This is a genomic window from Prochlorococcus sp. MIT 1201, from assembly GCF_047303415.1.
Taxonomy (GTDB): domain Bacteria; phylum Cyanobacteriota; class Cyanobacteriia; order PCC-6307; family Cyanobiaceae; genus Prochlorococcus; species Prochlorococcus marinus_D.
In genome coordinates, this window is sequence record NZ_CP138947.1 from 235100 (window position 1) to 261294 (window position 26195).

Genomic DNA, 26195 nt, shown 5'->3' on the forward strand with positions numbered 1-26195 from the left:
GTTAGTTAGTGGGCCATGACAAATTTCTCCTTGCGCGGTTTCGTATCTTTTACGCAGAGGGAGAGCCCTGTTGATATGAATATCAGCACCACAACGAGACCATAGCCTTGGAGCTCCTGGCCCGGGGATGGGACCAAGCCCTTAGCAACCCCTACTTGAGCAAGGAAGCCAACAGCGGGCTGAATGAAGACTGGCAGCACCATGACAACGAAGTTCACGAAAGCTAGTTTGACCGCACGGTTATGACGTTTTGCCACGTCGGCTGTCATCACGAAAGCCAGCAGCTGGGAACCTGTTGTCAATCCGAGCGCGATCATCAACATCGCGGTCAACCAAAGCGGGGCTGAGTTCGTCAAGGCAATCGCAACGGCGATCACGGACGACAAGATTGCTCCAGTGACAAAAAGAATCTTGCGGCGCTTCAAGCGATCGGACAAGTGCCCAGTTCCAATTCCTCCGGCGGCGAAACCAATGAAGATGAGAGTAGTGAGCAAACTCGATAGCCGTGTCGACAAACCTGAGTGGATGTGCAGGAAGGTCACTCCCCAAAGATCGCCAATCACTGAGATCGGGAGATATAAACCTGCTGCGGCGAGAGAAAGACACCAGATATTCCGGTCGCGCAATATTTCCTTGATCAGACTCGCGAGTGGCTGCGGACTCTTTGGATCAAACCCGTCTTCTCGCATCAACTCCACGAACCAATTGGGGCGCTTGGGTAGGAGTTTCCACAGCATGAGAGCGATGATCAGACCCGCCCCTGTACAAACCAGCAAAGGGACGCGCCAACCCCATGACTTCGTTAGAATCAGAAGTGGGTATTGAGCGAAAGATGCGCCCAGAGTGCCCATCGCTACGGTTAAACCCGGGACCATCCCATGGCGTTTTGGCGGGAACCAGATCATGGCGAGATAGATGACGCCGAGATAAGCAACTGAACTGCCCAATCCCTGCATCAAGCGCCCTAGTCCCAGCACCACCACATTGTTGGTGCTGGCAAAGAGCAGACAACCCAGGGCTACGACAAGTGCCGCTGGAGCAACGACGGCACGGACTCCGAAGCGATCGAGAAGGCGGCCTACAAGAAGCTGTGAAGGAGCGTATGCGAGAAAATACATTCCCATGGCGAGACCAAACTCTCCTTGGCTCGAGCCGGTGACCCGCATCAATTCGGGTTGTAGGACGCCCGGTGCGACTCGTGCGAAGAACTCGTAGAAATAGAAAAGGGAGCAAACTAGAAAGAGCATCCAGGGTCGCCAACCCCGGCGGGCGCGCTGGGCTTGACCATGAAGATTGCTGATTCGTTGCTGTGCGGAACTCTGGCTCTGGATGCTTCTTGATTCGCCAGAATTTGATGTCATCGGGGGGTCACAGCCGAGCAGATGTCATCAATGCCGGATTAACAATGCGATCGAAGTCTTCTTTGCTCACATAGCCGAGTTTTAGTGCTGCTTCACGCAGGCTGAATCCCTTCTCATGGGCGAGGTGGGCAATCTCACTGGCTTTGTCGTAACCGATTTCTGGGGCTAAAGCTGTCACTAGCATCAGCGATTGCTCTAGATCATGCTGGATCTTGATTCGGTTTGGTTCAATCCCTTGCACCATTGCCAGCCGGTAATTGCGGCAGGCGTCATGTAGCAATTCAATGCTGTGAAGCAGGTTGAAGCCAATCAGGGGTTTGTAGACGTTCATTTGGAGATGACCACTCCCACCTGCCATGGTCACGGCTGAATCAAGCCCGATGACCTGTAAACAGACCATGGCCATGGCCTCGCATTGAGAGGGGTTGACTTTCCCAGGCATGATCGAGCTTCCCGGCTCATTCTCAGGTAGATGCAGCTCTGCCAGGCCGGCCCTTGGGCCACAGGCCAGTAGGCGCAGATCATTGGAGATCTTGAAAAGGGCAACCGCCAACATGCGCAACTGAGCCATTGCATTCACTAACCCGTCATGGCTTGCCATCACGGCGAACTTGTTTTTCGCTGAGCTGAATGGCAGGCCTGTGATGCTGGCAAGTTGCGCAGCTGTTTCTTGACCGAAGCGAGCTGGGGCGTTGAGGCCAGTCCCCACGGCGGTGCCTCCAAGCGGCAGGGGGTAGAGCTCTATCAGGCTTGACTGAATACGACTATGGGCTGAGGCAATTTGATCCCGCCACGCAGAGGCCTCCTGACCAAGGGTGAGAGGTACGGCATCCTGTAGATGAGTGCGACCGATTTTGATGATGTCACTCCAGGCATCGCTTTTTCGGGCAAAGGCTGCGATCAATCGCTCCAGTTCAGGCAGCAAGTTTTTGGTGATCCCCTGGACTGCGGCGATATGTATAGCTGTAGGGAAGGCGTCATTGGTGGACTGGGATCGATTGACATGATCGTTTGGATGCACCGGCCTATGGCTACCTAGGGGTTCGTCGTTTGCCTGAGACGCCAGGTTGCTAATCACCTCGTTGACATTCATGTTTGTGTGGGTACCGCTACCGGTTTGCCACACCCTCAGTGGAAACTGATCGTCGTGAAGACCGGATGCAACAGCAGAGGCGGCCTTGATAATTTGATCGCGCTGGACTTCATCGAGCACACCCAGGCGACAGTTCACGCTGGCGGCAGCTTGTTTGATCAATGCCAAGGCATGGATCAGTTCGACTGGCATGCGGTCTGTGCTGATGGCGAAGTTAAGGAGCGATCGCTGGGTTTGTGCACCCCAGAGAACCCCAGCGGGCACCTCAACAGTGCCCATGCTGTCGTGTTCGATACGCATCAGGTCAGCCATCAAGTTGTCGGCAAGGGGTAGAAGCAGATCACATTGACCTTCACTGGTTTTGTGGGGTTTGAGAGCGCGTTAGAACCCATTCAATGATGGTAAAAAGTCTGGCGAGACTTAAATGACTCAAATCATTCCAATCGGTTTAGACGTCCAGAACATCGGATTCAGAGTCCGAGCCGTTGCCAGATCACGTCCAGGTTGGCTTGGTGTAGCTCTGTGCTGAAGCATTCGGCTAGCGCCTTGGCATTGAGAAGGGTCGATACTTCAGGATCGGCCTCAAGATTGGCGCGGAAGTTACCCCCTTCGGTATTCCACGCAGCATGGGCGTTGCGCTGGACAACACTGTAGGCATCTTCTCTGCTCATGCCGTTCTCAACAAGCGCCAATAGCACCCGCTGACTGAACACCACTCCGCCATAGATATTCATGTTGCGACGCATGTTTGCTGGGTAGATACCAAGGCCCTGCACGACTTGGGTCATCTCTCGCAACATGAAGTGGAGTGTGACGGAGCAATCCGGCAGCATCATTCGCTCAGTGGAGCTGTGACTGATATCACGCTCATGCCAGAGGGCCACGTTTTCGAGTGCTGCGACGACATAGCTGCGTAGGACCCTTGCAAGACCACTAATCCGCTCAGCCCGAATCGGGTTGCGTTTATGTGGCATCGCCGAACTTCCCTTTTGTCCTTTAGCAAAGCTCTCCTCCACTTCCAGTACATCGGTTCGCTGCAAGTTGCGGATCTCTGTCGCGAATCGATCTAGAGACGCCCCCACTAATGCCAGGGTCTGTACATAGTCCGCATGACGATCGCGAGAGATGACCTGGGTACTAGCGGTGTCTGGGATGAGGCAAAGGCGCTCGCATGTGAGCTGCTCAACCTTTGGATCGGTATTGGCGTAGGTGCCCATGGCGCCACTGATTTGGCCTACAGCCACATCCCTCTCTAGCCTTTCCAGTCGCTCGGCATTGCGCATTGTTTCTGCTAGCCAACCGGCCAGTTTGAAACCGAAGGTGATGGGTTCGCCATGGATGGCATGGGAGCGGCCGATCATGACTGTGCCCTTGTGCTCCACTGCCAAGCTGCGGATCGCCTCTTGAAGGCTGCCCAGTTCTTGTTGTAGCAATGCCACAGAGTTTTTTAACTGCAGGGCCAGACCCGTATCCAGCACATCGCTGCTGGTCATGCCGACGTGGATGTAGCGGCCGGCATCCCCTACGTGTTCATTAACGTTGGTCAGGAAGGCGATGACGTCGTGGCGAACCTCTGCCTCAATCTCCAAGATGCGCTGTGGTTCGAAGGTTGCGCGTTCACGAATCTGCTGCATTTCAGCCGCTGGGATCTTCCCCAGTTGACAGTTGGCCTCACAAGCGGCGATCTCTACATCTAGCCAGCTTTGATACTTGGCCCTGTCGGTCCAAATCTCGCCCATTTCGGGCAGTGTGTAGCGCTCGATCAAGGGCTCACAGATGGGCGGTTGATTCTTGAACTTAAGTCTTTGGATTCAGGCTGACTTGAGTCGGCGGTGTTCAACTTCCCAATGAACATGTTTCCCCCAGGCCTGTTGCCGTACCCAGCAACGGCCACCTTTGCATTGGATCAATTGGAATGGCGGTAGATCGTTGGGTTGATTTTCAAGGGTCACAAAGCTGCCCGGCGGAAGTAGCTCCAGCACTGTGGCGAGTTGCTTTTGAGGAACAACATGGTGATTGCTGCGGCTTTGGTACCGATGGAGAGCTATGGGTTGTGGAGGTTGGCCTTGAGACACGTCCTTGCGGGCGAGTTGCGGTGATCTTCTCGGAAGCTTTCGCTTTTTGCGGTAGTTAAGAGGTTTTTGTTTCGTTTTCAAGTCTGCTTTTATGACGAAATGTCCCACAAACAGCGTCTTGATCTGCAGCTGCTGATGAAGGGCTTGGCGAGTTCTCGCCATCAGGCTCAGCAGCTGATCCGCGCCGGCAAGGTGCGAGATGGTAATGGCCAGCTGCTTGATAAGCCTGGTCATGAGGTGTCGCAGGAGCTTGAGCTTCAGGTGGAGCAGCCACCGAGATTCGTGTCTCGTGGCGGGGAAAAGTTGCTGGGTGCTCTGCGGGAGTTTCCTCTCAATGTTGAGGGACGAGTGTGCCTGGATGGCGGCATCTCGACAGGAGGTTTCACCGATTGCCTGTTGCAGCATGGTGCCGCTCGGGTTTATGGAATCGATGTGGGCTATGGCCAGACGGCCTGGGATTTGCGCAACGACCCTCGTGTGGTGCTCAGAGAGCGCACCAACCTGCGCACCCTCAGCCCTGATCAGCTCTACGGGGCTGAGGAGCCTTTGCCGAGCCTTGCTGTTGCTGATCTTGCCTTCATCTCCTTGCGGCTTGTGCTGCCAGCCATCAAGAAACTACTTAAGCCAGACCACTCGGAGGCAGTGCTGCTGGTGAAGCCCCAGTTTGAGGTTGGACGTGAGCGGGTGGGTAAAGGTGGAGTGGTCAGGGATGCCTTGGCCCATGTGGATGCCTTGAAGAGCGTGATCGATACATCAAGGTCTTTGGGTTGGTGGCCCAAGGGACTTATCGCCTCTCCGATCACTGGGCCGGCGGGTAATCATGAATACCTGCTCTGGCTGGGTGACGAGACCCTCGTAGATCTTCCAGTTCTTGAGAGACTTGTGGCTCAGACGTTGGCCTAGAGGGCCTTGCTGTCACGCTCGCCGGTACGGATACGTACTACGGAATCCACTGGAGAGATGAAAATCTTGCCGTCACCGATTTCGCCTGTTTTGGCAGCTTCTGCAATTGCGTTCACGACAGCTTCCACCTTGTCGTCGTCGACGACCACTTCGACCTTTAACTTCTGCAGGAATTCAACGGTGAATTCCGAGCCCCGATAGCGCTCAACTTGGCCTTTCTGGCGTCCGAAGCCTCTCACTTCACTCACAGTCATGCCGATGATCTCGGCATTGACTAATGCAAGCTTGACGTCCTCAAGCTTGAAGGGACGGACAATCGCCTCGACTTTCTTCATGACGGCTTGATGTTGCTCGTTCAGAGATAAAGGAAGTGTGTCAGAAACGGCCTGGAACTGATAGGGCAGATAGATGTCCGAGGCTCATTCCTGCGTTCTTTGCATCCTGGGAAAGGGCTTCCGCGTCCAATTGAGGAAGTCTGACTTGGCTTGAAGCAAGCGCTTCCCAGTGGGCATCTTCAAAATGGGTCTGTAGCCAGAGCATTCCGTGGATGCTGGCAGGGCGGATCTGGATACTGTCACCAGTACCGATTAACCAGATGTCCATGAACTGGGCCCGTGAGTGAACCCATTAGGGCTTTTTCAACGGGCCTGGGTTGTTGCTGTTGTTACCGATTTAGCTGTTGCAGCTTGTTGCGGCGTCATTTTGGCGGTGATGGTAGACCTGGCCGCGATAATTGAGTTCCACCTCGGTATCAGCAGGTCGTGCGTCATGCTTGAGGGGAGCCTCATAGCGCTGTCCGCGGTAGACATGCTTCACGGCGCTGTTACTGGGCTGCTCGTGGTCAGCAGTCTTGTAGGTGACGCCGCGATAGGTGCGTTCTTGAGTGGTCATGGGATGAGCCTCGAAGGGATGGGGTTTCTTGCCTTGATGGCAGAGGTGCCGCTTCGTGGAAAGGAGCGTTGCTTCGCCTTGCGGAGGGCTACTTCCGGCTGATGGATCAACGACGATGCGATGACCTAGCTCAACGTTTTGTCCTTCAATTCCTTTTTACAGCGATCACGCTGTTCATGGTGAACGTTTTCGACTTTGTTATCTGAAGAGTTTCTTAAGTTGGGGCTTTGATGAGCGTTGCTGCGGTTTGCGTTGACTCCAAAGCAGATTCTTTCTCCTCTAAGGCCGAGCTAGGAGGCGAGATCTAGGGTCCGTTTTAGGCATCGTTCCATCCCCGTGAGCAGTACTCAAGCGCAGGCATCTAAAACCCTCTATGGCGAACGGGTGATTGCTGAGGGTGAGCTGATCTGCTTTGACAATCCGAGGCCTGAGCGGCCCTATGAGATCTCAATTGAGTTGCCTGAGTTCACCTGTCAATGTCCGTTCTCTGGGTATCCCGACTTTGCTGTGCTACGTCTGCTTTATCAGCCAGGCCCGAGAGTGATTGAGCTCAAAGCGATCAAGCTCTATGTGAATAGCTATCGGAATTGCACGATTTCACATGAGGAGGCCGCAAACAAGATCCTTGATGATTTGGTTGTCGCCTGTAATCCGGTCTGGATGCAATTAGAAGCAGATTTCAATCCGCGCGGCAATGTGCATACGGTGGTGCGGGTTAGCCATGGCAGTCGTCAGCCCTGCTAGTCACTTAAGCAATAGAGATGGCTGGTTTTATGCCCAGTCAGATTGATAGCGTAATTTTGCTAAAGAGTCTTATGGCTTGATGATGGCGAGCAAGTCACTTACACCTCGTCAAAATGATGCTGGCAGTATAATTAATACTGATCCAAGTGTTTCAGGCGAAAATGCTTATTTCATTGAACATTGCTATGTAAGTCATGCCACAATAGAAGACTCAGGCGGTAGAATAACTGCTCTCAAGCATTGGCAATCTCTTTTTGATCAATGACGGAGTAATTAATAGCGACTACAATGCAGGGCTTCATAATATTTGCATCTTGAATCACTATGGTGATGGCAAGAAAGGTAATAATGGATTGACAGAAAATAAGATTGGTGCGGAGGCGCTTTTGAATGCAAGAGTGTGATTTGAAAATCATCAACTAAGAGGAATGCTCCTTTAAGGCATGCTTAAAGAAAGTGTGAAGTTTTCATTTAAATGGTTTTGGAATAACCATTTAAATGAAAACTGTTTACACTAATCTAGGTTTATTGGCTTTCCTTGTGCTGGTTGATCTAAGGTCAGAGAATTAAAAAAATAATGGGAATATTGTCAATATAGATTCTTATTGCTGTGGTATTGCTGCTGCAAGCAGGCTGGGCAGCTCATTAGCGAAGCCGGTCAGATTGCGGTTGCAGAGACCGCCAACGTGTAGGCATTCATTCTCAGGGTCGCCTACCGCCCAGAGTTGGCGTGTGGCAATCATGCTCAGTCCCCCACCCACCAGGGTGATCAAGAAACCGATGTAGACCAGAGGCACGCCCGGATCGCGCTTGAGAAGCAGGCCGCTGGCGGGTAGAACATCGACGACGCGGATTGGTATTCCCTTCACTTCTGCGGTTGGACCTGCTGGTCGCAGGCTGGCCAATCGCTCACCGGTGGCATCGAACACTTGTACTGGCCCTGCTTCGCTGGTGAGGCTTAGAAGGACTGGCTCGCTGCCATCAGGATTGGTCGGTAGTACGAGCCCCCAGACCTGTTCACCCAGCTCTGGGAAAGTGCGCAGAGGCAGCTGCAGCTGAGGGCTGCGGCCAAGTTGCAGTGTGATGGCAGCTAGAGACCAGTCTGCTTGATAGACAGTTAAGCCATGGAAGCGCAGTGGATGGTTGACACTGACTTCGTGCAGCTTGGCAGTGTCTTGACCAGGCTCAAGCAGCTCTAGTTGTGAGCGGAACTGTTCAGGTCGACCCGCTGGGTCTCTTTCAATTCCAAAGTTTGTCAGGGTGAGTTTGAGATGGCTGTTCCCATCACGGTTTAACAAGTCGAGGGAACGCCCCGGGGCGAGGAATTGCTCCAAACGATTTCCACCCAAGGAACCCCAGACGGCCCCTAGCATCAGCAGCACTAGGCCCAGATGCACAAGCATTGGCCCTGCTCGGCCGATAATCCCGCGCCGCGCGGCAAGCCTGCCAGGCTGTTGTTGGACTTGCCATCCCTGTTGATGGAGATGGGCTGCCAGTTTGTCGATACTTTCGTTTTGGGGTGGGCTTGAGATTGTTTCGGCGATGGCCAGTTTGCTTAATTGACGCGGCTCCTGGTAGTCGATCCATTGCAGAGCTGCTTGCAGAGCAGGCCATTGTCTTCGCCAGCTGCAGAGGATCAGTGCAAGCCCAAGCCAGGCCAACAGCGCTAAAAACCAGCTGCTGGTGTAAACGTGATCCAACTGCAGGCGCAGAATCATCGAACCGTTGACAAAGCCCAGCCAGGGTTTGTCGCTATAGCCTTCCAGGTAGCTCTCTCGGAGTTCTCCTTGGGGTATCGCAGTACCTAGGGCACTTGCGAGTGCGATAACGAGTAGCAAACCTATGGCTATTCGTAGGTCGGAGATCCAGGCAAGAAGGCGTTTAAAGGTGGCCATAGGTTCAGCTCCAGCGGGCCAACAGAGTGAGAACGCCCGTCGTGAGTAGAACGGCTCCGCTCATGGGGGGGATCCAGCGGCCTAATGGTCGCAGTGCCAGTAATTTCGGCAGGATGGCAGCTGCGCTTCCTGCTAGTAGCAGTGGTAGGACCTGCCCAATGCCAAAGCAGGTGAGTAGCACGATTCCTACCAAAGGTTGACCACTCTGGGCGATCCATCCCAGTAGTACAGCCAGCACAGGTGTCGTACAGGGGGAGGCGGCTAGGCCGAAGGCCAACCCGGCGGCCACTGGGGCAAGTGGAGCTGGAACGCGTTGCCGCCAAAGATCTGGATCTGGTCCTGCAGGCAGGGGCAGTTTTAGGAGGCCTAGCAGATTCAGTCCCATGACTACTGCCAGCAGTGCTACCAAGGTGGGCACCACTCCAGGCACCTGGCCGTAAATCCGTCCGATCAGACCACTAAGACTGCCAAGCAGTACCAGGGAACCCACAATGCCGCCACAGAATGCGATGCTGCGGCGCCAGGGGGCCTGATTGCTATCAAAACCTGCCAGATAGGCCAGGGTGACGGGTAGTAGGGAAAGGGAGCAGGGGCCTAGGCTGGTTAGAAAGCCGGCAGCAAAAACGAGGGCCAGGGTGAGCGGACCTTGATTGCTTAGCCCGTGGCTGAGCATTTGCTCACCGTTGCGGGCTAGATCTGAGAGAACCAGGTCCAGAGCAGGGATGGGTAGAGCCGGTTCAGCCGGATCAAATTACGGTATTTACCCTATCGACTGACGTCGCTGTCGAGGGGATCTGCCACCAAGGAGCCCTGTTGATTCAAGGGAACAACGGATCAAAAGACCGGCAATCATGACGCTTGAGAGCAGTGAATTGCCTCCATAACTCACCATTGGCAAGGGCAAGCCGGTTGTGGGCATCACGCCTGAGGCCACGGCCACATTGATCACGGCTTGACCCACCAGGATCGTTGTGCAGCCGATAGCAACCAATCGCGACTGGTTGGTTCTGCAACTCAGAGCTACCCTTAGGCCGAGGAAAGCAACCAACATCAGGAAGAGCAACATCATCACCGAGCCCACGAAACCAAATTCCTCGGCAAAAACGGCATAGATGAAATCAGTGCTTTGTATGGGCAGGTATTGCAGTTTTTGGGTGGAGAGGCCGAAGCCCTCGCCAAACCACCCCCCGGAGCCGATGGCAAGCAGGCTTTGTACGAGCTGATAACCACTCCCTTGTGGGTCTTGCCATGGGTCGAGGAAGGAGATCACGCGTATGCGCTGATACTCATTGATCAGAATGCTGGTTGTGCCAAGCAGGCCGCCTGCCATGGCGGTTGCCAGCAAAGTGCGCAACCTCAGACCAGCGGCCAGTGCCATCAGCCATAACAACATGCCCGTCAGTGCGGCAGTGCTGAGGTTGGGCTGTTTGAGAATCAGTAGAAGTAGGGCCCCGAAGATGCCAAGCCAGAGCAATTTCTCATCTGATCTGATGCGCTGCCAGTGGGCAAACAGGTTGGCGGCTTGCAGCACCACAAAGGGTTTGACTAGTTCTGATGGCTGGATCTGGAGAGGGCCGATCACTAACCAGCGACTGGCCCCATTGACGGTGCTACCGATGACTAGGGTCGCTGCGACGAGGAAGCAACTGAGCCAGAGGGCTGGTCCTGCAAGTTTTAGCCAACGGCGCAGACTGGTAGAGACAGCCAGGCCAAGCAGGCTCCAGCTGGCAGCCATCCATATCAGTTGTCGTTTGAGGTAATAAGCACCTTCTCCCATTTCTCGAGTGGCTACCCACCAGCTAGCCGAGCCAAGCACCATCAGCCCTGCCAGGCTCCAGAAGGCAAAAAGGGTAAGTAGTAAACGGCCTTCAGCGGGCCAGAGTGCCCAGGGGAGGGGGAGACGTTTTTGCCAGAAAGACAACTGATCGCTTCCATCATTACGGCTACGCCGTAATGCCCCTTGCCGTTGTTTTTGACTCCGGCGGGATAGGACGGAGGAGCTGCTCAAGAGGGGAGGTCTTAGTCAAGTTGACCTATTGAGACGTGTTAATAGCACTTTGCCAAGTCTTAATTGACAACAAAAAACTGCTTAAAACATTATTGGACAAGAGAAGTTCAAGGGCATTCAGGAGATGTCATAGGTTCGATTTTTGCTCTTCACAATCTTCTTTCTAGAAACGAGTTTGATTTTGTCGATTCAGCTTTCTTCGCTTTGGGATATTTGCTGTAGGGGATGTCCTGACTCCCCTCGGGGGAGGCCATGAAATGCTCGCTTTGTTGCCAGCTCCCTTTCGATGTCCTCTGCTGCTCAGCCGTGCGATGAGGCCACACCTGTTGTCAGTGCTTTTTATGACCGGTTCCCTTACCCAGGAGATCCTTTGCAGGACGGGCCGCCGCCTGGATACAACTGGCGTTGGTGTGTGGATATGGCCTATGCGGTCTGTACCGGTTCTGTTGTCCGAAAATGTGCTGGTAGTGAGCCTCTAAAAATCCTTGATGCCGGATGCGGTACGGGTGTTAGTACCGATTACCTAGCCCATCTCAATCCCGGCGCGGAGATTCTGGCTGTGGACATTTCCCGCGGCGCGCTGGAGGTGGCTCGAGAGCGTTTACAGCGTTCCGGAGGCAACGATCAGGCGCATGTTCGTATCGAGAACCAAAGCTTGCTCGAGCTTGAAGATGAGGGGCAATTTGACTACATCAATTCCGTTGGTGCGCTGCACCACTTGCGACAGCCAGAAGCTGGACTCAAAGCTCTGGCATCACGTTTAAAGCCAGGGGCTTTGCTGCACCTTTTCCTTTATGCCGAAGCTGGTCGATGGGAAATTCATCGCATTCAGCGGTTTCTTTCGTCCCTGGGATTGGGCACTGATGAGCAGGGCCTGAGATTGGCCCGGCAGCTTTTTGAAATCTTGCCTGAGCACAATCGCCTCAGGCTTAATCATGAACAGCGCTGGGCTATCGACTGCGTAGCAGACGTGAACTTTGCAGATATGTATCTCCATCCCCAGGAGACGAGTTACAACCTTGAACGACTTTTTGCTTTTGTCGCTTCAGCTGATTTGGAGTTTGTGGGTTTTTCTAATCCCAAGGTTTGGGATCCAGTAAGGCTGTTGCAGGGTGAATTGCTAGAGATGGCTTTGGCGTTAACGCAGCGTCAGCAATGGCAACTGATGGAACAGCTAGATCCAGACATCAGTCATTTCGAGTTCTTCCTCTCCAAGGGGCCACAGGCCTCCCTGGGTTGGACAGATGATCAGGAGTTGCTTGCTGCTACGGGAAAGCTTTCTATCTGTCTCTGGGGCTGGCCTGGCCAGTCTTTGCTGGATTTCGAGATGGCTCCTCTAGAGCTAAGTGTTGAGCAAGTTGAGTTGCTTAAGGCAATCGAGGCGGCGCCTGATACAGCTCTCGGATGTTTGCCGCTTGGCTGGGATTCGAAGCGGATCAGCTCTTTGGCCAGGGATTTGCAACGGCGGCAGGTGCTCTTGCTTTCGCCTGGAAATGTTGCATCTACATGATAGATTCCGCGGGCCTTTATCCAAGAGCCTCGGCGCCCTTGCTGGCATCCCCGCTGCTCCAGCCTGAAATTGACCCTCCAAAGGAGGGACAGGGTGGACTGGAAACAGCTGTGGAGGCTAGCCCTAACACTGAGCTCTCTATGGATCCTGAGTTGTCAGCTGTGGTTTCTACGGCTTCATCTGACGACTATGCGCAGCTACAGCGGCGCTACATCCTGGCAACGTTGACCGTCTCCGCTTTTGCGGTGGCCGTCACCGCACTTTTCTTCGATCTTCACATCGCTAGCAGTGTGCTAGTCGGTGCTTTGTCTGGAGTTCTCTACCTGCGGCTTTTAGCTCGCAGCGTTGGCAAGCTGGGCAACGGATCGAAGAGTGTGAGCAAGTTTCAGCTTCTCGTTCCCGTTTTGCTTGTACTTGCGGTTTCTCGTTTGCCTCAGCTTGAGCTTCTGCCGGCCCTGCTCGGTTTTCTGCTCTATAAGCCCGCCATGATCCTGCAGGTTTTGCTTGAGTCATGAACTTGAACCAAACCTGGATCAACTGAATTGCCGGTTTGCCGGCTTCTCCTCAAACCGTCGTTTTCTCGACACCGAATTTCCAGCCTGATGGGTTTCTTGCCAATTGCTCTTCCCTTTGCCGAACTGGAGGTGGGTCAACACCTTTACTGGCAGATTGGCAATCTTCAGCTCCATGGCCAGGTGTTCATGACATCCTGGATTGTGATTGGCGCCATTCTTGCCCTTGTTGTTGTGGGCACACGCAAGATGGAGCGTGATCCACACGGTGTTCAAAATCTTCTCGAGTTCCTCTGGGATTACATCCGTGATTTAGCTCGCACCCAGATTGGTGAGAAGGCTTATCGCGATTGGATGCCGTTCATTGGCACCTTGTTCTTGTTCATCTTTGTAAGCAATTGGGGCGGGTCTTTGGTCCCATGGAAATTAATCCACCTCCCCAGTGGGGAGTTGGGTGCTCCTACTGCTGATATCAATACCACCGTGGCACTTGCTCTACTTGTGTCGCTCTCTTACTTCTATGCCGGTTTGAGTCGCAAGGGATTGCGGTACTTCGAGTACTACGTCCATCCAACCCCGATCATGATCCCCTTCAAGATCGTGGAGGATTTCACCAAGCCTTTATCACTCTCCTTTCGTCTGTTTGGAAACATCCTTGCTGATGAATTGGTTGTTGCAGTTTTGGTTTTCCTGGTTCCCCTCTTCCTGCCAGTCCCGGTCATGTTCCTTGGCCTGTTCACCAGTGCCATTCAGGCTCTAATCTTCGCCACCCTCGCCGCCTATTACATCGGTGAAGCGGTAGAAGAGCACCATTGATCAAACTCTGATCTAGCCAGGCCTAACCCCTCGGTCTGGCAAACTCCATGCGCGCAGGTCCGGCTTGTTCGGGCCCATCTCACAATCTCCGAGATGTCCCTGGCGCTGGTATCAACCTCTCGGTCCCCATACGCGCTGTTTTAGCGCCCCACACCTTTAGTTCAACCATGGATTCCATTACCACCGCCGCGTCTGTTGTTGCCGCTGGTCTAGCTGTAGGCCTCGGGGCCATCGGCCCAGGTATCGGTCAGGGCACCGCTGCAGGCGGCGCTGTTGAGGGCATTGCCCGCCAGCCTGAAGCTGAAGGCAAGATTCGCGGCACCCTGCTGCTCTCTTTTGCCTTTATGGAATCTCTCACCATCTATGGCCTTGTGGTCGCCTTGGTGTTGCTGTTCGCCAATCCCTTCGCTGGTTGATCCAGACCGGAGTCGCTAGCTGGCTGCTCTCATCACCTCACGGCCATGGTTGTGAGTTGATCGGAACTCTTCCCAGGGGCATTCATCGCCCTCCAGCCTTCACTCCGTTCTGAGTCCTGCTTCAACTGCTGTCACTCTCGCCTCATGACCAGCTTGCTTCTGTTCGGTGCTGGAGGTCTATTTGACTTCGATGCCACTCTGCCGCTCATGGCGTTGCAGGTGGTGCTCCTCACCTTCATCCTCAATGCTCTCTTCTTCAGACCCGTTGGTCGGGTCGTTGAGGAACGAGAGGTCTATGTCACAACCAGTCGCGCTGAGGCAAAGCAAAAGCTTGCGGAGGCGGAGAAGCTGGAGTTAGAGCTTAAGGAACAGCTCAAGTCAGCCCGTATCGCTGCCCAGCAGTTAATTCAAGAAGCTGAAAAGGATTCTGAACAGCTCTACCGAGAAGCCCTCGCTATTGCAAATGCTGATGCGAATGCAGCTCGGGAGAAGGCTCGTCGTGAGATTGATGCTCAGAGGGATTCGGCCCTGAGTCAACTTAAGGGTGATGCAGAAAAGCTTGGTGATCTCATCGTTAACCGCCTGCTGGCAGCCAAATGATTAGTCCTTTGTTCTTTGCCAGTGAGGGTGGTTTCGGCCTGAACCTCGACTTGTTTGACGCCAACATTGTCAATCTGGCGATTGTTATTTTCGGTCTCTACAAATTCCTTCCTCCTTTTATAGGGGGGATCCTTGAGCGCCGCCGTGTCGCGATTATGGCTGATCTTCAGGATGCTGAAGATCGTCTGCTTAAGGCCACCGAGGCTTTGGCAGCTGCCAAAAAGGATTTGGCAGCTGCCCATCAGAAAGCCGAACAGATCCGCGAGGATTGCAAGCTTCGTGCGGAAGCCATTCGTCTTGACAGTGAAAAACGCACGGTTGAGGAGATGGCACGTGTTAAGCAGGGTGCTACAGCAGATCTCAATGCTGAAGCCAGTCGTGCTAGCGCTCAATTACGTCGAGAAGCTGCCCGTATGGCGATAGAGAATGCACTATCTGCTTTACCTGGGAAACTCAATACCGAGGCTCAATCCAAGTTGGTGAGTCAGTCCATCAAAAACCTTGGGGAAGCCTGATGCCACTGCTTAACACCATCACCACCCCCTATGCCGAGGCCTTTCTTCAAGTGGCTGAAAGCCGCAAGGAAGTCGATCAGGTGGTTGATCAGGCAAAGGCAGTTCTGGCCTTGTGGAACGACTGCCCTGAGTTAAGTGGGGCAATGGCCTCACCCGTTTTGGAAGTGGAGGCTAAGAAGGCTGCCTTGCAAAAGCTGTTTGCTAATCAGGTCACACCTTCTTTCCTCAACCTGCTGAAGCTGCTCGCCGATCGTCAGCGAATCGGCGTTTTGGATGCGGTGCTTGAGCGCTTGATTGAGCTCTATCGCGAGCAACGCAACATCGCTCTCGCCACAGTGACTTCTGCTGCTGAACTCAGTGAGCAGCAACAGGCTGCGCTGCAAAAGAAAGTGCAGGCTGTGGCTAATACCGACAAGTTGGAGATCAACCTCAAAATTGATCCAGATTTAATCGGTGGTTTCGTTGTCAACGTCGGCTCCAAGGTGATCGACGCCAGCGTTGCTGGACAGGTTCGACGTCTTGGCCTGGCACTGGCCAAGGTGAGCTAGCTCCCTACCTTTTTCTCTTTCTCACCCTCTTCCTCAACACCAACGCCTCCCATGGTTTCCATTCGCCCCGACGAGATCAGCGCGATTCTCAAGCAGCAGATCTCCGACTATGACAAGTCGGTTTCCGTCAGCAACGTCGGCACTGTTCTGCAGATTGGTGACGGTATCGCTCGTGTCTATGGCCTTGAGCAGGTCATGGCTGGCGAACTGGTGGAATTTGAGGATGGCACTGAAGGTATCGCCCTCAATTTGGAGGACGACAACGTTGGTGCGGTGTTGATGGGTGAGGGTGTTGGTATTCAGGAAGGCAGTACCGTCAAAGCCACTGGCAAGATTGCCTCAGTGCCCGTCAGCGATGAGATGCTGGGCAGAGTGGTGACTCCTTTGGGTCAACCGATGGATGGCAAAGGCGACATCCCCAGCACTGAGAGTCGCTTGATTGAGTCGATAGCTCCAGGCATCATTAAACGTAAGTCGGTGCATGAGCCGCTGCAGACAGGGATTACATCAATCGATTCGATGATTCCTATCGGTAGGGGTCAGCGTGAGTTGATCATTGGTGACCGTCAGACAGGTAAGACTGCGATCGCAATCGACACGATCATCAACCAGAAGGGAGAAGATGTTGTCTGTGTTTATGTAGCTGTCGGCCAGAAGGCTGCCTCTGTGGCCAACGTAGTTGAGGTGCTTCGCGAGAAGGGCGCTCTCGATTACACCGTGATTGTGGCAGCTAGCGCTTCCGACCCTGCTGCTTTGCAGTACCTGGCTCCTTACACGGGCGCAGCTATTGCTGAGTCGTTCATGTACAAGGGCAAGGCGACTTTGGTCATCTACGACGATCTAACTAAGCAGGCCCAGGCCTATCGTCAGATGTCACTGCTGCTGCGTCGTCCTCCCGGTCGTGAAGCCTATCCAGGAGATGTCTTCTATCTCCACAGCCGCCTTCTTGAGAGGGCAGCAAAGCTTTCTGATGCGATGGGTAGCGGTTCGATGACGGCACTGCCGATCATTGAAACCCAAGCAGGAGACGTGTCGGCTTATATCCCTACCAATGTGATTTCAATCACGGATGGTCAGATTTTCTTGAGTTCAGATCTTTTCAACTCAGGATTGCGTCCTGCCATCAACGTTGGCATTTCAGTGAGCCGGGTTGGTGGTGCTGCGCAAACCAAAGCGATCAAAAAGATTGCCGGCACGTTGAAGCTTGAGTTGGCTCAGTTTGATGAATTGGCTGCTTTCTCTCAGTTCGCCTCTGATTTAGATGAAGCAACTCAGAAGCAGTTGGGGCGTGGTAAGCGACTGCGCGAGCTGCTTAAGCAGCCTCAGTTTGCACCGCTGAATTTGGCTGAGCAGGTTGCGATCGTTTATGCAGGAGTGAAAGGCTTGATTGATGAGGTGCCTGAGGATCAGGTCACTCAGTTTTCACGTGAATTGCGTGATTACCTCAAGACCAACAAGCCCGAGTACATCACCAAAGTTCAGACTGAGAAGGTGCTCAACGAGGATGCTGAGACCATTCTCAAGGCCGCCATCAACGAGGTGAAGTCGTCGATGCTGGCCTCGGCCTGACCCTGAAGGTAAACCCGGAGAACCCTATCCATGGCGAACCTCAAGGACATCCGAGACCGGATCGTTTCCGTTAAGAACACCAGAAAGATTACTGAGGCGATGCGTCTCGTAGCGGCTGCGAAAGTGCGTCGAGCACAGGAACAGGTGTTGCGAAGTCGCCCTTTCGCCGACCGGTTGGCTCGCGTGTTGGAGAACATTCAATCGCGAATGAGTTTTGAGATGGCAGATGCGCCTCTCTTGAAGACCAGCGATCTCAAAACCATTACCCTGCTTGCTGTTACAGGTGATCGTGGCCTTTGCGGAGGCTACAACTCCAACATCATTAAGCGCACTGAGCAGCGCTATGCCGAGTTGAATGGCCAGGGATACAAGGTTGATCTTGTCTTAATTGGTCGCAAGGCAATCACCTATTTCAGCAATCGATCAAGCCAGTACACGATTCGGGCTACCTTCACTGGCCTTGAGCAAGTTCCAACCTCTGACGACGCAGAGTCGATCACCACTGAGGTTTTAGCCGAATTCCTTTCTCAAAGCACAGATCGAATCGAGGTGATTTACACCAAGTTCATTAACCTTGTGAGCTGCAATCCTGTGGTGCAAACCCTCTTGCCGCTTGATCCCCAGGGCATCGCCGAAGCTGATGATGAGATCTTCCGGCTGACGACAAAGGATAGTCGTCTCACAGTTGAGAAAGGTGTTGGGCCTGCTAATGAGCAGCCTCCGCTGCCTTCGGACATCATTTTTGAACAGAGTCCTGAGCAACTGCTCAATGCTTTGTTGCCTCTCTATCTGCAAAATCAGATGCTGCGTGCCCTCCAGGAATCGGCGGCTTCCGAGTTGGCCAGTCGGATGACGGCGATGAACAATGCCAGCGACAACGCCAAGGCCTTAGCTAAGACTCTCACGCTTGACTACAACAAAGCACGTCAGGCAGCAATTACTCAGGAGATTCTGGAAGTTGTAGGTGGGTCTTGTACCTAGTTTTGCGCTTGATTTAACTTCAGTGAGCCGGTCTTTTGAGACCGGCTTTTTGATGGTTTGAGTTTTTGCGATGCAGAACGGGTGAGCGGTGATCTTGGCGGTGTTTTTCGAGAGTGACTTCAACGGTGGCCTGAGTGTTGAGCCTTTCTCCTGAGAGGCTTGAGCAGCATGATGCATTTTGATCTAGATCTCTGTCACAGCTTTTGGCGTAGCTTTGCTGACACCAATGAGATTGATGGCTCGGAGCACAGCTTTTTTTTTGCCAGTTTTGTGGTGGCAGGATGTCTTCAATGAAGCCCAGTTTGGTGAGCATCTGAAGTGAGCTTGAATTTGTGTGTGATGCAGCTTGAGCTGGTCTGGTCTGCGCAGTTGCCTTTGCATCAGTTGCGGCCCTGGTTACGAGAACAGCTCGCTGCACATGGAGAGCCCTTGCGATGGGCGATCACAGCAGTGGAATCCACTGGTGACCACTCTCGCAAGTTGAAGATTGAGGCGGTTGTGGTTAGTTCTGACACGTAAGGGGATGACGTTTTGATCCCTTCTTTTCTTCTCTCTGCAAGCGTATCGATCCCGCCTCCATTGCCTACCTTGCTGGTGGTGCCTACGGGGATTGGCTGTGAGATTGGTGGCTATGCCGGTGATGCTTTGCCTAGTGCTCGGCTGTTAGCAGCAGCTAGCGGTTGCTTGATCACCCATCCGAATGTGATCAATGGAGCGGCGCTTTATTGGAGCGACCCGCGCATTCAATACGTCGAGGGCTACAGCTTGGATCGTTTTGCGGTTGGTGAGCTTGGCTTGCGACCTGTGCGTCAGCAACGGATTGGTCTGTTGTTGGATGCTGGCATCGAACCGGAGTTGCGGCAGAGGCAATGGCAGGTTGCTGAGGGTTGTCGCGCCAGTCTTGGCTTGAATCTCGGGCCAGTGGTCACCACAGACGTTCCCTTGGAGGTGCGCTTACGCGAGGGGAGTAGTGGGGCGAGCTGGGGTGAATTAGGCCAGCCCGATGCGCTGCTGCGGGCTGGCGAGCAGCTTCGCGATGCCGGTGCCAGCGCAATCGCTGTGGTTGCCCGTTTCCCGGAGGATCCTCAAAGCGAGGCTCTGAGGGCCTATCGCCAGGGCAGTGGTGTTGATGCGCTTGCCGGTGCCGAGGCGGTGATTAGCCATTTGTTGGTGCGTGAGCTCGGCTTGCCTTGCGCTCATGCGCCGGCTTTGTCTCCACTGCCATGCGATCCACTTTTGGATCCACGTGCTGCTGGTGAGGAGTTGGGCTATACATTTTTGGCCTGTGTATTGGTGGGATTAAGTCGAGCACCCGATCTGGTGCCACTCACAACTGAAGAGGCATTGCCGGCAGGAGCAGAGCTGTTGCATGCTGAGCAGCTTGGTGCGGTAGTGGCCCCGGAGGGTGCTCTTGGCGGTGAAGCGGTGTTGGCTTGCTTGGAGCGGGGTGTCCCTTTGATCACCGTGACCAACCCGAGCGTGTTGAAGGTGACGCCAGAGGCGCTGGGAATCACATCCGGAGTGCAGAGAGCTCGTAGTTATGCGGAAGCTGCAGGATTGCTACTGGCTCTCAGGGAGGGGATTGCGCAGGACTCCCTGCAGAGGCCTTTGGATCGGTTGAGTGAGATCTCATCCAGTTCTGATACGCCACTGTCGTGATGCTGATTAAAAGCGTTGCGAAGCGGTGTTTTTGAGAGCTGGTTTTGTGGTGAAGGCTGTTTAGCGTAAGCATGCCATTGGGTGCCTTGGTGGTAGCCCTAGGGCCTTGGCGACACCCGGATGACAAACGGAGCCTTGAATTGTGTTGAGCCCGGAAAGAAGTTCGGGACGTTCGGTGACGGCCTCCTCAAGGCCCCGCCCGGCAATGCCAAGGATGTAGGGCAGGGTCACACTCACCAGAGCTTCAGTGGAGGTAAAAGGCACCGCACCTGGCATGTTGCCGACGGCGTAGTGCTGGACGCCGTGGATGGTCACGGTGGGATGGGTATGGGTGGTTTCTTGGCTGGTGGCCACACAACCTCCCTGATCGATCGCTACATCCACGATCACTGAATTGGGCTTCATTTGTTTCACCATCTCTTCATCGACGAGGGTGGGTGCTCGACCTCCGGGCGTCAGGACGGCACCGATCAAAAGGTCTGCAGTGGGGATGAGTCGCTCCAGCAGGCCACGGCTGTTGACAACGCTAATCAGCCTGCCGCGGCGGCTTGTCTCAAGGCTACGCAACCGTTCAGGTGAGCGGTCTAGCAACATCACTTCGGCATCCATGGCGGCGGCCAGCCTGGCTGCATTCCAGCCCACGGTGCCAGCGCCCAACACGACCACCCGGGCCGGTTGCACGCCGGTGCAGCCTCCGATCAGCACGCCGCGTCCGCCATGAGGTCGTTCGAGCAAATGGGCGCCCACTTGTGCGGCTAGACGGCCGGCGATTTCGCTCATTGGTGCCAGTAGCGGCAGGCTGCCGTTTTCTAGTTGCACCGTTTCGTAACCCACACCGGTGGTGCCAGCATTGAGTAGCGCTTCACCCACCTTTGGGTAGGCGGCTAGGTGTAGGTAAGTGAAGAGCACCATGTCTTGCCTGAGTAGACAGAACTCCTCTTCCTGAGGCTCCTTCACCTTCACGACGAGATGGGCTGCCCAGGCCTCCTCGCGGTTGACAAGCTTGGCACCGGCATCAGCGAAGGCCTCATCACCAATGCCCGCTCCAGCCCCGGCGCCAGCCTGAACCCTTACTTCTAGCCCCTTGTTGACCAGTTCTTTCACCCCGTCAGGAGTAAGTGCCACTCTCAGCTCATCGGCTTTAATTTCGGTCGGTACCCCGATGCTGGCTATTGGGGCCGAAAGAATAGAGGAGTCCATGGACGCCAATGACTTGTTTTAGGTTGGCGACATCAGGGCAGCCTGACCAGGTTTTGTGGTGATTATTCGGCGGCGATCGGTAGCCGCCAGCCGCTGCCAAAGGCTTGTGAACTCACCTTCAGCAGGGGTGGGGCCTGTCGCCGTTTGAACTCGGCCCGTCGCAGTAATTGCTGCACCCGCTCGATGAGGGCAGGGTCATGTCCTCTGCTGACAAGTTGCTCCGTACTGAGGCGTTCTTCAATCAGAGCTTTAAGCAGAGGGTCGAGGAGGGCGTAGTCGGGTAGTGAATCGCTATCGCGTTGGTTCGGGCGCAATTCGGCGCTGGGAGGCTTTTGGCGGATTGTCGTACCGATCAGTTCGCCTTTAGTTGGTAGTCCTACCTCTTTGCGGCATGTTTCGGCGGCAGGGCTGTCAAGCCAATCACAGAGCCTAAAGACGTTGGTTTTGTAGACATCTCCAATCACGGCTAGGCCGCCGTTCATATCGCCATAGAGGGTGCAGTAGCCCACTGCTAGTTCGGATTTGTTGCCAGTGGATAGCAGCAGCTGGTCTTGTTGGTTGGCCAATGCCATCAGTAAGGTGCCGCGGATGCGGGATTGGAGGTTCTCTGCAGTAACGCCCTCGGGTGGCTTGCCGAGAGGAGGGATGAGGGCGGCCTCAAAATTCGTCATCAAGGTCGCAATCGACACAGTTTGGGTAGCCATTCTTAGTCGTTTGGCTAGAGCTAGGGCATCATCAATTGAACCAGCTGAACTCCAGGGTGAAGGCATCAGTAGGGATGTCACCTGATCGGCACCTATGGCCGCTGCAGCGATCACGGCCACCAGGGCCGAATCGATACCACCGCTGAGGCCAAGCAGGGCACGTTTAAAGCCACATTTGCCAGCGTAGTCACGCACACCTAGAACCAATGCCCGGAATAATTTCTCCAGTGGTTCGATCGTAGGAATGTCGAGATGGGTGGCTGTAGAGGTTGCATCCCAGATGGCTAGTGCTTCGCGACAACTGGGCAATTGCAGGGCAAGCTCAGCATGTTCATCGACGACGAAACTGGCGCCATCAAAGACCAGCTCGTCGTTGCCGCCCACTTGATTCACATAGATCACCGGAGCGCTCAGTCTCTGCGCAGCCCTAGCGGCCAAGCGCTGGCGCAGAAGTTCTTTGGATTGGCTGAATGGCGAAGCTGAGAGATTAAGTAGTAGGTCGATGTTTTGTGGCAGGAGCGCTGCGATGGGGTCAGGGCCGGCAATGCGCTTGCCCTGCAGTGCTTCTTCCACCCAGAGGTCTTCGCAGATTGTGAGCCCAAGGCGCCAGCGACGCCCATCGCGTTCAAACTCCAACACAGCCGGAGTGCCTGCCGGGCGGAAATAGCGTTTTTCATCGAAGACGTCATAGGTGGGTAGCAGTTGCTTGCGAGCTACCACCTGCCATTGGGAGCTTTTGATCAGGGCTAGAGCATTGAAGAGCTGGGGCAGTTGAGGGTCATGGGCTTGCTCAGCTAGGCCCACGACCACTGCCAGCTCAGGGGCTTCGCGGGCCAGGATGCTCGCCATCTGGTTGAGCACATCGCTTTGTTGAACGAGATGGTTGTGGCTAAGCAACAGATCTCGGGGTGGATATCCCCACAGGGAAAGCTCAGGCGTGAGTACCAGATCTGCACCGAGATCAGCAGCCTCACGGCAGGCAGCCAGAATCTTTTCGCCGTTGCCAGCCAGATCGCCTACAAGTGGATTGAGCTGGGCTAGAGCAAGGCGCATCAGGGACTGGTGGCGAGGCCGTAGAGGTTTTGTTCCAGAACCAATGGCCACAATGCTGCAGGGATCTGGGCCGGCTTGGGTTGACTGCGCACCTCAGAACTTGAGGTGGCGGGGATTTGCATTGGTAGCAGCTCGATACGACCACCCAAGCATTCCAGGGCTTCGAGTTGCTGTAGCTGTAGTGGCCAACCTTGACGAGGAGCAATGGCGAGGCGGGCGAGTTGCAAGACAGCTCGAGCATCTTTCCAGTGGGGGATTTGGCCGGCCAGATCACTGCCAACCACAAACACCAATTCGCTGCTAGGCCAGCGAGTGTTTGCACGTTTCAGAGTCGTGATCGCCCATGGACTGCTGAGTTCTTGCATCAGCTCTAGCTGCGGATTAGCGATCGCCTTCACCAAAGTAGCCAACAGAGCTTTTCGCTTATCCAATGGGGCGCAGTGGCGTTTCATCGGGTTGTCGCTAGCCCAGGTGGCGACCTTTGGGAACATCGCCACCAAGCCTTCCAACAGTGCTTGGTGGCCGCAGGTTGGGGGGTCGGCGCTGGTGCCAAACAGGGCGATGGTGCCCTGATGCTTGCTCATGGAAGCAGGGTCTGAAGTTGGCACGCTTCGTTGGCCGCCAGCTCTGGCCAATCGATCAGCCAGCGCCGGACTTGAGGGTCGTTGGCAGCCAGGCGCCTTAGCAGTGCAGCGGGTTGGGCCTCGCGTCGTTGGCTGCCAAGCAGTAGTTCTCGTGCTGCTAGGCGGCCGGTGCGTCGTGTTGTGTGCACGGCGAGGGCTGCTTGAGCGAGGGCAACTGGGGCTGCTGGCGCCAGGCTTAAACCGCCGGTGAAGGGGACTGCCAGCAGCAGCAACTGACGCACTGCGCTGAGCGCCAGTTGAATGCCCAACTGAGCACCTCCTAGAAGGGCATTGTGGCTTGAGAGTCGGCCGAGTAGTTGCCGGGCTGCAGGGCCGCCGATCTGCAGGCCATAGAGCTGGCAAAGCTTGACGACCAGAGCAGTGTCACAAGCCATACCTCCGGCTAGATCCAGCAGCACTAGAGGATTGGCCGCCACACCGGAAGCTTTGATGGCGGCAAAACGGCCGATTAAGCCTTGGGCTGCAGCCTTGCTTCGCTGCAACCGTCCTCGCTTGAGGACCTGGTAAAAACGATCGGCCTGGCGTAAGGCATTGAGAGCCAAAAGCAACTCACCCTGCTCCATCAGGAGCTGAATCAGGGCTTTGCGCAGCGGCTCCACTTGAGGGGGGCAGATCTTGCTACGCACAAGGCCATCAGCACGAAGCTGGGGCTCACGTGGCGCGGCGGCCACAGCATGGAGTTGTAGTTGGAGAGCTGCAGCGGGTAGGCGGCTGCGAATACTTGCCAAAAGTGCATTGCGCTGCTCTGGCGACCAGCAATCGCAGCGGTTGAGCACAAGCACGATCGGCCTGCCACTTTTGAGCAGGGTCTTGAGGGCAGCTGCTTCGATGGTGGTGAGGTCGCTGTCAAGAACCAGCAGCACCAGATCGGCCTGCAGAGCTACCCTCGCCGCTAGCCGTGCCCTGCCGGCAGCAGCGATCTCATCGATGCCGGGAGTGTCGACCAGCTCTACAGAATCAAGATTATTAATCGGTTGGCACCAATCCACCGCTTGTTGGTGACGGGTGCAGCCATGGGCTACATCGGTGGCAAAGATGTTCTGGCCCAGCAGTGCATTGAGCAGGCTTGATTTGCCGACTCCTACTCGACCAAACACTGCGATGCGCAAGCGACGCTGCTCCAATCGCTTGAGTTGGCGATTGAGTGCGATCAGCTCCCCAGCGAATTGGTTGTATTCGCGGTTACTCAGCGATAGTTGTTTGACCCACTGGCTGAGTAGAAGGTGACAGCGCTCGGGGGTGGAGGGGGGTTGCGTCATCAGCTTGACTTCCTCCACCAGCCGGCCAGTACGGCCAAGACCGCTTCGGCACCGATCACGCCCACGAAACCGCCAAACTCATCAACCACCACTCTCACGCCGCTGTTGTCACGACGGAAGCCAGTGAGTAGTCGATCGGCGCGAATCATTTCAGGTACAAATTCCACCGTTTCACTGAGGTCTGCAGGGGTGAGGTGACCCTGATCCTGCAGAAGGGCGGTGAGCAGCCTTTCGCGGCTGGCCACGCCAAGAACTTTATCGACTTCTTTGCCAAGCACGACCCACCACTCGGCGTTGTGGGTGAGCAGTTCAGGGCGAAGTGTTTCAAGGTTGGCAGCAGCATCGAGGGTGGGAGCTGCTACCCGGGGGATCATCAGGTCGCGGGCTGTGAGGTCGTTGAGTTGGAACACCTTGGCGATCATGGCAGCTTCATCGGCTTCGATCTGCCCTTTTTGCGACCCCAGCCTTGCCAGCAGCCTGATTTCATTCTCATTCGTGCTCAGTTCGTTCTCGGCGGTAATTGCTGGCAATAACCGCTCGAGCAAAACCACCACAGGACGCATCAGCAGGCCCAGCAGGTGCAGCACTGGGGCACTGGAGAGGGAAACCGATAGGGCCAGGCGGCTGCCGAGAGATTTCGGCAGGATCTCGCCCAGCACGATCACGAGCAATGTGAGACCTATCGAAAACAACGGCAAGGCCACATCACTGATGTTGTGCTTCTCAAAGACATAAGCCGCAAAGGCTCCAAGCATCAGGCTGCCGAAAATGTTGAAGCCGTTGTTGGCGATCACCAGTACAGAGAGAGTGCGTCCCAGCCTTTGACGGAGTTGGGCTAAGCGTCTGGAGCCAGCGATTGGTTGGGGCCGTGCGGCCAGCTCATGCACTTGCACAGGATTCACTGTGAGCAGTGCTGCCTCCACACCTGAGCACAAGGCAGAACCGGTGATAACGACAACGACCAATAGCGTTAAGACCAGCAGGTCGTTGCTCATGCCTGGCGGGGGGGAGTAAGGATGTCGTGGTTGATCACGACAAGTCGTAAATGCTTTGGCCACTCCTGATCATGGCCACGCAGTGTCACCGTCTTAGGCATCAGGATTAGTGGTGATCCGCTAATGGCGGACGATGGCATGGAGGGTTCCCCCTGCATGGTGTTCTGCTGCCATCCTGACGTCCAAATGCTGTTGTGTCTCTTGCCGTGACCGATCTGTGTATCTTCCATCAGCGTCGCGCTTG

31 protein-coding genes and 1 riboswitch are annotated in these 26195 nt (G+C 54.9%); of the genes, 14 read left to right on the top strand and 17 right to left on the bottom strand.

What is annotated here, in order from left to right:
- Positions 1-5: 5 nt before the first annotated feature.
- The 4 genes from SIB41_RS00935 to SIB41_RS00950 form a co-directional block, all read right to left on the bottom strand.
- Positions 6-1361 (bottom strand): MFS transporter, encoded by a 1356-nt coding sequence (locus SIB41_RS00935; protein WP_413359734.1) that lies wholly within the window; start codon positions 1359-1361, stop codon positions 6-8.
- A gap of 7 nt (positions 1362-1368) precedes the next feature.
- A complete protein-coding gene (gene fumC / locus SIB41_RS00940; protein ID WP_063419555.1) occupies positions 1369-2766 on the bottom strand; it encodes a class II fumarate hydratase in 1398 nt (465 codons plus the stop codon).
- Positions 2767-2924: 158 nt separating this feature from the next.
- Complete coding sequence (gene purB / locus SIB41_RS00945) at positions 2925-4220, bottom strand: adenylosuccinate lyase (RefSeq protein ID WP_063415905.1); 1296 nt, start codon at positions 4218-4220, stop codon at positions 2925-2927.
- Between the two features lie 45 nt (positions 4221-4265).
- The gene (locus tag SIB41_RS00950) at positions 4266-4610 is read right to left on the bottom strand and encodes a hypothetical protein (protein WP_413359736.1); all 345 of its coding nucleotides are present in this window, start codon (positions 4608-4610) and stop codon (positions 4266-4268) included.
- Positions 4611-4628: 18 nt separating this feature from the next.
- Between SIB41_RS00950 and SIB41_RS00955 the strand changes: the two genes are divergently transcribed.
- Positions 4629-5432 carry a TlyA family RNA methyltransferase gene (locus SIB41_RS00955; protein ID WP_063403566.1) on the top strand — a complete coding sequence of 268 codons (804 nt, stop codon included), beginning with the start codon at positions 4629-4631 and terminating at the stop codon, positions 5430-5432.
- On the opposite strand, the gene SIB41_RS00960 is transcribed toward SIB41_RS00955, so the two are convergent.
- The 3 genes from SIB41_RS00960 to SIB41_RS00970 form a co-directional block, all read right to left on the bottom strand.
- A complete protein-coding gene (locus SIB41_RS00960) occupies positions 5429-5767 on the bottom strand; it encodes a P-II family nitrogen regulator (RefSeq protein ID WP_011130849.1) in 339 nt (112 codons plus the stop codon). The genes SIB41_RS00955 and SIB41_RS00960 overlap by 4 nt on opposite strands.
- A 40-nt stretch (positions 5768-5807) precedes the next feature.
- Positions 5808-6035 carry a hypothetical protein gene (locus tag SIB41_RS00965; protein WP_413359739.1) on the bottom strand — a complete coding sequence of 76 codons (228 nt, stop codon included), beginning with the start codon at positions 6033-6035 and terminating at the stop codon, positions 5808-5810.
- Positions 6036-6104: 69 nt separating this feature from the next.
- Positions 6105-6323 carry a DUF4278 domain-containing protein gene (locus SIB41_RS00970; protein ID WP_074160138.1) on the bottom strand — a complete coding sequence of 73 codons (219 nt, stop codon included), beginning with the start codon at positions 6321-6323 and terminating at the stop codon, positions 6105-6107.
- A gap of 62 nt (positions 6324-6385) precedes the next feature.
- A riboswitch (Glutamine riboswitch) is annotated at positions 6386-6461 on the bottom strand.
- Between the two features lie 198 nt (positions 6462-6659).
- Between SIB41_RS00970 and queF the strand changes: the two genes are divergently transcribed.
- Positions 6660-7067, top strand: a complete 408-nt coding sequence (queF, locus tag SIB41_RS00975; protein ID WP_063419553.1) for a preQ(1) synthase — start codon at positions 6660-6662, stop codon at positions 7065-7067.
- Positions 7068-7146: 79 nt separating this feature from the next.
- Entirely contained in the window at positions 7147-7332 is a 186-nt protein-coding gene (locus tag SIB41_RS00980) for a hypothetical protein (protein ID WP_413359741.1), read from the top strand.
- Positions 7333-7669: 337 nt separating this feature from the next.
- Here SIB41_RS00980 and SIB41_RS00985 read toward each other — a convergent pair whose 3' ends face one another.
- The 3 genes from SIB41_RS00985 to SIB41_RS00995 all read right to left on the bottom strand — a co-directional run bounded on the left by SIB41_RS00985 (position 7670) and on the right by SIB41_RS00995 (position 10970).
- Positions 7670-8962, bottom strand: coding sequence for a cytochrome c biogenesis protein ResB (locus SIB41_RS00985; RefSeq protein WP_413359744.1), 1293 nt, complete (start codon positions 8960-8962; stop codon positions 7670-7672).
- Between the two features lie 4 nt (positions 8963-8966).
- Positions 8967-9635, bottom strand: coding sequence for a cytochrome c biogenesis CcdA family protein (locus SIB41_RS00990; protein ID WP_196757488.1), 669 nt, complete (start codon positions 9633-9635; stop codon positions 8967-8969).
- Positions 9636-9722: 87 nt separating this feature from the next.
- Complete coding sequence (locus SIB41_RS00995; RefSeq protein WP_413359747.1) at positions 9723-10970, bottom strand: FtsW/RodA/SpoVE family cell cycle protein; 1248 nt, start codon at positions 10968-10970, stop codon at positions 9723-9725.
- A gap of 286 nt (positions 10971-11256) precedes the next feature.
- Between SIB41_RS00995 and SIB41_RS01000 the strand changes: the two genes are divergently transcribed.
- The 9 genes from SIB41_RS01000 to SIB41_RS01040 all read left to right on the top strand — a co-directional run bounded on the left by SIB41_RS01000 (position 11257) and on the right by SIB41_RS01040 (position 18437).
- Positions 11257-12480: a class I SAM-dependent methyltransferase gene (locus SIB41_RS01000; protein WP_413359750.1), complete on the top strand. Its 1224-nt coding sequence runs from the start codon at positions 11257-11259 to the stop codon at positions 12478-12480.
- A complete protein-coding gene (locus tag SIB41_RS01005; RefSeq protein WP_011130841.1) occupies positions 12477-12995 on the top strand; it encodes a H+-transporting ATP synthase in 519 nt (172 codons plus the stop codon). The genes SIB41_RS01000 and SIB41_RS01005 overlap by 4 nt, the downstream gene beginning before the upstream one ends.
- An 87-nt stretch (positions 12996-13082) precedes the next feature.
- The gene (atpB, locus tag SIB41_RS01010; RefSeq protein ID WP_011130840.1) at positions 13083-13808 is read left to right on the top strand and encodes a F0F1 ATP synthase subunit A; all 726 of its coding nucleotides are present in this window, start codon (positions 13083-13085) and stop codon (positions 13806-13808) included.
- Positions 13809-13975: 167 nt separating this feature from the next.
- Entirely contained in the window at positions 13976-14224 is a 249-nt protein-coding gene (gene atpE, locus SIB41_RS01015) for an ATP synthase F0 subunit C (protein WP_011130839.1), read from the top strand.
- A gap of 144 nt (positions 14225-14368) precedes the next feature.
- Positions 14369-14824 carry a F0F1 ATP synthase subunit B' gene (locus SIB41_RS01020; RefSeq protein WP_011130838.1) on the top strand — a complete coding sequence of 152 codons (456 nt, stop codon included), beginning with the start codon at positions 14369-14371 and terminating at the stop codon, positions 14822-14824.
- On the top strand, positions 14821-15339 hold the full coding sequence (locus SIB41_RS01025; RefSeq protein WP_413359754.1) for a F0F1 ATP synthase subunit B: 519 nt from the start codon (positions 14821-14823) through the stop codon (positions 15337-15339). The genes SIB41_RS01020 and SIB41_RS01025 overlap by 4 nt, the downstream gene beginning before the upstream one ends.
- On the top strand, positions 15339-15887 hold the full coding sequence (atpH, locus tag SIB41_RS01030; RefSeq protein WP_011130836.1) for an ATP synthase F1 subunit delta: 549 nt from the start codon (positions 15339-15341) through the stop codon (positions 15885-15887). The genes SIB41_RS01025 and atpH overlap by 1 nt, the downstream gene beginning before the upstream one ends.
- A gap of 51 nt (positions 15888-15938) precedes the next feature.
- Positions 15939-17456: a F0F1 ATP synthase subunit alpha gene (atpA, locus tag SIB41_RS01035; RefSeq protein WP_011130835.1), complete on the top strand. Its 1518-nt coding sequence runs from the start codon at positions 15939-15941 to the stop codon at positions 17454-17456.
- Positions 17457-17486: 30 nt separating this feature from the next.
- A complete protein-coding gene (locus tag SIB41_RS01040) occupies positions 17487-18437 on the top strand; it encodes a F0F1 ATP synthase subunit gamma (protein WP_011130834.1) in 951 nt (316 codons plus the stop codon).
- A gap of 19 nt (positions 18438-18456) precedes the next feature.
- Here SIB41_RS01040 and SIB41_RS01045 read toward each other — a convergent pair whose 3' ends face one another.
- Complete coding sequence (locus tag SIB41_RS01045; RefSeq protein ID WP_413359756.1) at positions 18457-18750, bottom strand: hypothetical protein; 294 nt, start codon at positions 18748-18750, stop codon at positions 18457-18459.
- Positions 18751-18755: 5 nt separating this feature from the next.
- On the opposite strand from SIB41_RS01045, the gene SIB41_RS01050 reads away from it, so the two are divergent.
- Positions 18756-18956, top strand: coding sequence for a hypothetical protein (locus SIB41_RS01050; protein WP_011130832.1), 201 nt, complete (start codon positions 18756-18758; stop codon positions 18954-18956).
- A gap of 12 nt (positions 18957-18968) precedes the next feature.
- Entirely contained in the window at positions 18969-20096 is a 1128-nt protein-coding gene (locus SIB41_RS01055; RefSeq protein ID WP_413359759.1) for a DUF3326 domain-containing protein, read from the top strand.
- Positions 20097-20156: 60 nt separating this feature from the next.
- Here SIB41_RS01055 and ald read toward each other — a convergent pair whose 3' ends face one another.
- From ald to SIB41_RS01085, 6 genes are all read right to left on the bottom strand, one after another.
- Positions 20157-21296, bottom strand: a complete 1140-nt coding sequence (ald, locus tag SIB41_RS01060; RefSeq protein WP_011825163.1) for an alanine dehydrogenase — start codon at positions 21294-21296, stop codon at positions 20157-20159.
- A 62-nt stretch (positions 21297-21358) separates the two neighbouring features.
- On the bottom strand, positions 21359-23053 hold the full coding sequence (locus SIB41_RS01065) for an NAD+ synthase (RefSeq protein ID WP_413359761.1): 1695 nt from the start codon (positions 23051-23053) through the stop codon (positions 21359-21361).
- On the bottom strand, positions 23053-23637 hold the full coding sequence (locus SIB41_RS01070; protein WP_413359763.1) for a nicotinate-nucleotide adenylyltransferase: 585 nt from the start codon (positions 23635-23637) through the stop codon (positions 23053-23055). Before SIB41_RS01070 ends, SIB41_RS01065 begins: the two co-directional genes overlap by 1 nt.
- Positions 23634-24956: a DUF697 domain-containing protein gene (locus SIB41_RS01075; RefSeq protein ID WP_413359765.1), complete on the bottom strand. Its 1323-nt coding sequence runs from the start codon at positions 24954-24956 to the stop codon at positions 23634-23636. Before SIB41_RS01075 ends, SIB41_RS01070 begins: the two co-directional genes overlap by 4 nt.
- Positions 24956-25951 (bottom strand): CNNM domain-containing protein, encoded by a 996-nt coding sequence (locus SIB41_RS01080; protein ID WP_413359767.1) that lies wholly within the window; start codon positions 25949-25951, stop codon positions 24956-24958. Before SIB41_RS01080 ends, SIB41_RS01075 begins: the two co-directional genes overlap by 1 nt.
- The gene (locus tag SIB41_RS01085) at positions 25948-26181 is read right to left on the bottom strand and encodes a hypothetical protein (RefSeq protein WP_413359770.1); all 234 of its coding nucleotides are present in this window, start codon (positions 26179-26181) and stop codon (positions 25948-25950) included. Before SIB41_RS01085 ends, SIB41_RS01080 begins: the two co-directional genes overlap by 4 nt.
- Positions 26182-26195 lie beyond the last annotated feature (14 nt).

Bases quoted from the DNA above. Each gene is read 5' to 3' on its own strand.
- SIB41_RS00935 (WP_413359734.1), bottom strand. From the start codon at position 1,361: ATGACATCAAATTCTGGCGAATCAAGAAGCATCCAGAGCCAGAGTTCC.
- fumC (WP_063419555.1), bottom strand. From the start codon at position 2,766: ATGGCTGACCTGATGCGTATCGAACACGACAGCATGGGCACTGTTGAG.
- SIB41_RS00955 (WP_063403566.1), top strand. From the start codon at position 4,629: ATGTCCCACAAACAGCGTCTTGATCTGCAGCTGCTGATGAAGGGCTTG.
- SIB41_RS00960 (WP_011130849.1), bottom strand. From the start codon at position 5,767: ATGAAGAAAGTCGAGGCGATTGTCCGTCCCTTCAAGCTTGAGGACGTC.
- SIB41_RS00965 (WP_413359739.1), bottom strand. From the start codon at position 6,035: ATGGACATCTGGTTAATCGGTACTGGTGACAGTATCCAGATCCGCCCT.
- SIB41_RS00970 (WP_074160138.1), bottom strand. From the start codon at position 6,323: ATGACCACTCAAGAACGCACCTATCGCGGCGTCACCTACAAGACTGCT.
- SIB41_RS00980 (WP_413359741.1), top strand. From the start codon at position 7,147: ATGATGGCGAGCAAGTCACTTACACCTCGTCAAAATGATGCTGGCAGT.
- SIB41_RS00985 (WP_413359744.1), bottom strand. From the start codon at position 8,962: ATGGCCACCTTTAAACGCCTTCTTGCCTGGATCTCCGACCTACGAATA.
- SIB41_RS00990 (WP_196757488.1), bottom strand. From the start codon at position 9,635: ATGCTCAGCCACGGGCTAAGCAATCAAGGTCCGCTCACCCTGGCCCTC.
- SIB41_RS01000 (WP_413359750.1), top strand. From the start codon at position 11,257: ATGTCCTCTGCTGCTCAGCCGTGCGATGAGGCCACACCTGTTGTCAGT.
- SIB41_RS01005 (WP_011130841.1), top strand. From the start codon at position 12,477: ATGATAGATTCCGCGGGCCTTTATCCAAGAGCCTCGGCGCCCTTGCTG.
- atpB (WP_011130840.1), top strand. From the start codon at position 13,083: ATGGGTTTCTTGCCAATTGCTCTTCCCTTTGCCGAACTGGAGGTGGGT.
- atpE (WP_011130839.1), top strand. From the start codon at position 13,976: ATGGATTCCATTACCACCGCCGCGTCTGTTGTTGCCGCTGGTCTAGCT.
- SIB41_RS01020 (WP_011130838.1), top strand. From the start codon at position 14,369: ATGACCAGCTTGCTTCTGTTCGGTGCTGGAGGTCTATTTGACTTCGAT.
- SIB41_RS01025 (WP_413359754.1), top strand. From the start codon at position 14,821: ATGATTAGTCCTTTGTTCTTTGCCAGTGAGGGTGGTTTCGGCCTGAAC.
- atpH (WP_011130836.1), top strand. From the start codon at position 15,339: ATGCCACTGCTTAACACCATCACCACCCCCTATGCCGAGGCCTTTCTT.
- atpA (WP_011130835.1), top strand. From the start codon at position 15,939: ATGGTTTCCATTCGCCCCGACGAGATCAGCGCGATTCTCAAGCAGCAG.
- SIB41_RS01040 (WP_011130834.1), top strand. From the start codon at position 17,487: ATGGCGAACCTCAAGGACATCCGAGACCGGATCGTTTCCGTTAAGAAC.
- SIB41_RS01045 (WP_413359756.1), bottom strand. From the start codon at position 18,750: ATGCTCACCAAACTGGGCTTCATTGAAGACATCCTGCCACCACAAAAC.
- ald (WP_011825163.1), bottom strand. From the start codon at position 21,296: ATGGACTCCTCTATTCTTTCGGCCCCAATAGCCAGCATCGGGGTACCG.
- SIB41_RS01065 (WP_413359761.1), bottom strand. From the start codon at position 23,053: ATGCGCCTTGCTCTAGCCCAGCTCAATCCACTTGTAGGCGATCTGGCT.
- SIB41_RS01070 (WP_413359763.1), bottom strand. From the start codon at position 23,637: ATGAGCAAGCATCAGGGCACCATCGCCCTGTTTGGCACCAGCGCCGAC.
- SIB41_RS01075 (WP_413359765.1), bottom strand. From the start codon at position 24,956: ATGACGCAACCCCCCTCCACCCCCGAGCGCTGTCACCTTCTACTCAGC.
- SIB41_RS01080 (WP_413359767.1), bottom strand. From the start codon at position 25,951: ATGAGCAACGACCTGCTGGTCTTAACGCTATTGGTCGTTGTCGTTATC.
- SIB41_RS01085 (WP_413359770.1), bottom strand. From the start codon at position 26,181: ATGGAAGATACACAGATCGGTCACGGCAAGAGACACAACAGCATTTGG.